The organism is Alkalibacillus haloalkaliphilus C5 (assembly GCF_000269905.1).
Classification (GTDB): Bacteria; Bacillota; Bacilli; order Bacillales; family Alkalibacillaceae; genus Alkalibacillus; species Alkalibacillus haloalkaliphilus_A.
Map to the genome: position 1 here is coordinate 1 of NZ_AKIF01000177.1, position 5,134 is coordinate 5,134.

Here is a 5,134-nt window from a genome sequence, read left to right on the forward strand (position 1 = left end):
CAAAACCCAACCGGCGCACCGGTTGGGTTCCACTCAAAATCAATTTACTGCGTCACTAACTCTAAATCAACAGGAATGAAGTCTTCTACTGCCTCGCCATTAGCGATATCTATAGCTGTTTCTACACCTTGCTCACCAATTTCAATTGGCTGCTGAGCAATTGTTGCGTCCATTTCGCCCGCTTCTACTGCTTCTACTGCGTCATCTGTAGCATCAAAGCCTACAACAATCACATCATCCATACCTGCAGATTCTAACGCACGGACTGCACCTAGTGCCATTTCGTCATTGTGTGCGAATACTGCATCAAACTCTTGTCCACTTTGGATAATGTTCTCCATTACTGTTAAGCCTTCAGCACGATCGAAATCCGCTGGCTGTTCAGCAACAACTTCGATTCCATCTTCAGCACCTACAGCGTTATGAAAACCTTCTCCACGCTCACGTGCTGCTGAAGATCCTGGAATCCCTTCTAATTCTACTACGTTACCTTCTCCACCAAGTTGTTCAATGATGAAGTCTCCTGCCATTTCACCACCTGCAACGTTGTCAGATGCGATGTGTGCGACTACTTCGCCACCATCTGCACTACGGTCAACTGTTACAACCGGAATGTCAGCTTCATTTGCAGCTTCTACTGCTGATACAACCGCTTCTGAATCTGTTGGGTTAACCACTAATACATCAACTTCTTGCTGAATTAAATCTTCAATACTACTTAACTGTGTTGCAGCATCATCTTGTGCGTCAACGACTGTAATGTCTACACCTAACTCTTCAGCTTTGTCTTCAGCACCTTCTCTTAACGTCACGAAGAATGGATTGTTCTGTGTCGATACAGCTAGCCCGATGTGTACCTCGCCATCATCACCGCTAGCATCTGTCTCATCATCACCATTTGAAGTTGGTGATTCAGTTGTACACGCTGCTAATAAACCTATTGTTAAAAACGCAATTAACCCTAATTTAAACTTTGAAAACATTTTAAGTCCTCCCCTTAAATCTAATTGTTATCCCATCACCTATTAACCTACGACGACTTTTGACGATCAAGTAAGACTGCAAGTAAGATGACCGCCCCCTTTACAATTTGTTGGTAGTTTGAAGATACCCCTAGTAAGTTCAAACCATTATTTAAAACTCCAATAATTAGAGCTCCAATCAATGTTCCAAAAATCCAACCGCGACCACCAGCTAGGCTTGTACCACCTAATACTACTGCTGCAATCGCATCAAGCTCATAAGTGAAACCAGCGTTCGGAGACGCAGAACCTAAACGAGACGTTAAAATAATTCCTGCTAAAGCTGCTAATGCACCTGTTAATGAATAAACGCCAATTTTGACGCGGTTCACTTTAATACCTGATAAAATAGATGCTTCCTCGTTACCACCAATTGCATACACGTGGCGACCAAATACTGTCTTCTTCAATATTAATAATAGAATGAAAAAAATCACAAACATCATAATGACCGGAATTGGTATCCCAAATAAATAACCACGACCAATTAAGTCAAATGCTTGACTATCAGTAAATCCGGTTACCGGTCTACCATCCGTATAAACGAGTGTTAAACCTCTGAAAATCGTCATCGTTGCTAAAGTTGCAATAAATGGCGCTACTTTTCCTTTAGCGATAATGACACCGTTAAATGCACCCATTACAGCTCCGGCTAATACACCTAACAAGACAGCTAATATTGGGTCTATACCACTAGCCATCATCCCGGCTGTCAAAGCACCAGCTAAGGCCAACGTTGACCCGACAGACAAGTCAATTCCACCGGTTAAAATAACAAACGTCATACCAAACGCGAGTAGTGCAATAATCGTCACTTGTCGCAACATCGTCAACAAGTTATCTAAACTTAAAAACTGTGGGCTCATAATACTTAAAACAATAACAATAGCAAGTAAACCTATTACTGGCCCTAACTTTTGCATAATCTGTCCTAATGATTGACCTCTCACGCTACTCCCCTCCTGTCGCAGCATACATAATCTTCTCTTGATCCGCTTCATCACGGTTAAGTTCGCCACCAATTTGACCTTCATGAATGACTAAGATTCGATCACTCATACCAAGCACTTCTGGCAGTTCGGATGAAATCATAATGATACTCACCCCTTGAGCGGTTAACTCATTCATAATTTGATAAATTTCCTTTTTCGCACCAACATCTACTCCACGCGTTGGTTCATCTAGGATTAAAATTTTTGGATTAATGCCTAACCATTTACCGATGACAATTTTTTGTTGGTTACCACCACTTAATGACTTCACCTCTTGCTCACGACCTGACGTTTTGACATTAAACCGTCCAACCATATCATCTACAAACTCATTTTCCTTTTGACTTGAAATAACCGTTTGCTTAGACACGTCATCTAAGTTCGGTAAAGTGAAGTTTTCACGTACTGACATCGATAAGACAAGTCCTTCTTCCTTACGGTCCTCTGTGACGAAACCGATTCCAGATTTAATCGCATCAATTGGTTTTTTAATTTTCGCTTTTTTACCATCAATGAAAATGTTTCCGCTTTCAATTTCGCGGTAGCCAAATAATGCTTGCATAATCTCAGAACGTCCAGCACCCATTAAACCTGCTACACCTAAAATCTCGCCTTGTTTAACTTCAAAATTGATATTACGGAATACATCAGACGTTAATCCTTCGACTTTAAGCCTAACATCGCCAACGTCAACATCACGTTCTGGGAAAAGTGTGCCGAGTTCACGCCCTACAAGCATGCTAATCAGTTCATCATATTCTACTTCACCAATAACACGCGTTCCGATATATTCACCATCACGTAAAACGGATACACGATTACAAATCTTAAAGATCTCTTCCATTCGGTGTGAAATATAAACGATGCCAACACCTTGTTCGCGTAACCTCTCAATTACTTCAAACAGTCGTTCAATTTCACGATCTGTCAGCGCTGCAGTCGGCTCATCCATGACAATAACTTCTGCATTAACTGATAATGCTTTAGCAATCTCGACCATTTGTTGCTGCCCAACGGATAAGTTCCCTGCATTAACAAGCGGATCAATTTCAACACCAAGTTGACCTAAATATTCCTTCGTTAATTGGATCATCTTTTTCGTGTTTAAAAAGCCTGTCTTTCCAAACTTAATCTCACGGCCTAAAAACATATTTTCCATAACCGTTAAATACGGAATAATGTTCAGCTCTTGGTGAATAACGGCAATACCCGCTTCTTCTGAATCCTTCGTGTTTTGAAAGTGAACCGGATCACCTTTAACGAAAACTTCACCTTCATCACGCTCATATATCCCGGTCAAAATTTTCATTAAAGTCGATTTACCAGCACCATTCTCACCTAATAAAGCGTGAACTTCACTAGCACGGATTTCAAAGTTAACTTCATTAAGCACCTTATTGCCGACAAATGACTTCGAGATGCCTTTCATTTCAATTAACGTTTGTTGTGACATTAGAAAATCACTCCAGAACGAAGAATAATATTCGCAAATGGTGTCGTCTCACCTGTTCGGATCACGACCTTTGCATTCTTCGTTAATTTTTTAAAATCTTCATGTGAGACGAAACCTTTCTCACCTTGATAATGCTGTTCAATCTTGTTTAAAACGTGTTCATTATTGGTCTTAATCTCTGTAGCTAATGTTGCATGTTCTACTTCCATGTCCGCCAAAATAGCTTCTAAAGTTTCAATAAAGCTTGGTGTCCCTTTCGTTAAAGCTAGATCAATTCGTTTCACACCATCAGGGACAGGTAAGCCACAATCAGCGATCACTATCGTGTCAGTATGGCCTAATTGAGCTAAAATAGATGCAATCTCGCTGTTTAAAATTCCTTGCTTCTTCAAATCAATCACTCTCTTTATCTAGTAATCTCAAAACATCTTCACGATCCGGCATTCCAGTTTGTGCGCCAAACTGACTAACCGAAATCGCTGCGGCTGCATTACCGAAGCGACACGCGTCACTATATGACTTACCTTCTGCCAGCGCAACGCTAAAACCGCCATTAAATGTATCGCCTGCCCCCGTCGTATCTTTAACCTCGACATTGTAACTCGGGACGATCGTCTCTTTGCCACCTTCAACAAACTGGACGCCAGCCGAACCTTGTGTAACGAAAAATTTCTCACGATACTGCTCGTAAAAACGTTTTTTCTCCTCAGTATCAAGCAACTCCGTCAACTCGTGTTCATTTGGTGTCAGGAAATCGACTTTCTCAAGTAATTTTAAAGGGACAGGTTGCATAGGCGCTGGGTTTAATACAACTGTCGTGTTATATTGATTGGCTATTTTTATTGCCTCTTCCACACTTTCAAGTGGGATTTCGAATTGCAGTAATAAAACATCACTATTTTGAATGGCTGTTTCATTTTGTCTTACGATTTCCGGAGTCACATGAGCATTAGCTCCAGGCACGACGATAATCGTGTTATCCTGTTCTGCCACAGTGATTTGGGCAACACCTGTCGGAACATGTGTAACCGGTTCCACATTGACGTTAAAAATACCTTGATCCTTCAAGTGCGTAACTAATGGTTGGCCAAAAGTGTCGTCTCCAACACAACCAACCATTGTCACTTCTGCGCCAAGTTTAGAAGCGGCTACGGCTTGATTCGCCCCTTTTCCACCAGGAATGGTTTGAAAGTCTGTCCCTAATAACGTCTCACCCTGATCGGGAAAACGTTCTGCTTGTGACACGAGGTCCATATTAATACTACCGATTACAGTCACTTTTGCTGTCACTTAGCATACTCCTTTAAATCTATCTTTTAGTTGATTGACGCTTAATTAATGTTGACGGGAAAACATTCTCTTTTTCTTTAACCATTTTCCCTTCGATTAATGCTGTTAATGCTTCTGCCGCCTCCCGACTCATTTGGTAAATCGGCTGCGATAGTGTCGAGAGCTCCGGCTTCGTCATCTCTGTTAAATCAATTCCATCAAAACCAATAATCGCTAAATCTTCTGGAACATTTAAATGAAGTGACTCAGCAGCTTTTAATGCTCCTAGTGCCATGACATCGTTCCCGGCGAATATACCATCTATTTCTGGATGACTCTGCAGCAACTCTTTAGTCACTTTTGCCGCTTGCTTCTGATCAAAATTCCCTTCTACAACA

The 5,134-nt window shown here is 41.3% G+C and carries 6 protein-coding genes; all 6 read right to left on the reverse strand.

Going from position 1 to position 5,134, the window contains the following annotated elements; all coding sequences use genetic code 11:
• Nucleotides 1-44: 44 nt before the first annotated feature.
• On the reverse strand, nt 45-983 hold the full coding sequence (gene rbsB / locus A194_RS0114390; RefSeq protein ID WP_017187509.1) for a ribose ABC transporter substrate-binding protein RbsB: 939 nt from the start codon (nt 981-983) through the stop codon (nt 45-47).
• A gap of 47 nt (nt 984-1,030) precedes the next feature.
• Nucleotides 1,031-1,945: an ABC transporter permease subunit gene (locus A194_RS0114395; RefSeq protein ID WP_040403075.1), complete on the reverse strand. Its 915-nt coding sequence runs from the start codon at nt 1,943-1,945 to the stop codon at nt 1,031-1,033.
• A 28-nt stretch (nt 1,946-1,973) separates the two neighbouring features.
• Nucleotides 1,974-3,467, reverse strand: a complete 1,494-nt coding sequence (locus A194_RS0114400; RefSeq protein WP_017187511.1) for a sugar ABC transporter ATP-binding protein — start codon at nt 3,465-3,467, stop codon at nt 1,974-1,976.
• Nucleotides 3,467-3,859, reverse strand: a complete 393-nt coding sequence (gene rbsD, locus A194_RS0114405; RefSeq protein ID WP_017187512.1) for a D-ribose pyranase — start codon at nt 3,857-3,859, stop codon at nt 3,467-3,469. The genes A194_RS0114400 and rbsD overlap by 1 nt, the downstream gene beginning before the upstream one ends.
• A 1-nt stretch (nt 3,860) precedes the next feature.
• The gene (gene rbsK, locus A194_RS0114410; RefSeq protein ID WP_017187513.1) at nt 3,861-4,757 is read right to left on the reverse strand and encodes a ribokinase; all 897 of its coding nucleotides are present in this window, start codon (nt 4,755-4,757) and stop codon (nt 3,861-3,863) included.
• 19 nt (nt 4,758-4,776) lie between these two features.
• A partial coding sequence (locus A194_RS0114415; protein WP_017187514.1) for a substrate-binding domain-containing protein occupies nt 4,777-5,134 on the reverse strand: 358 nt, incomplete at its 5' end.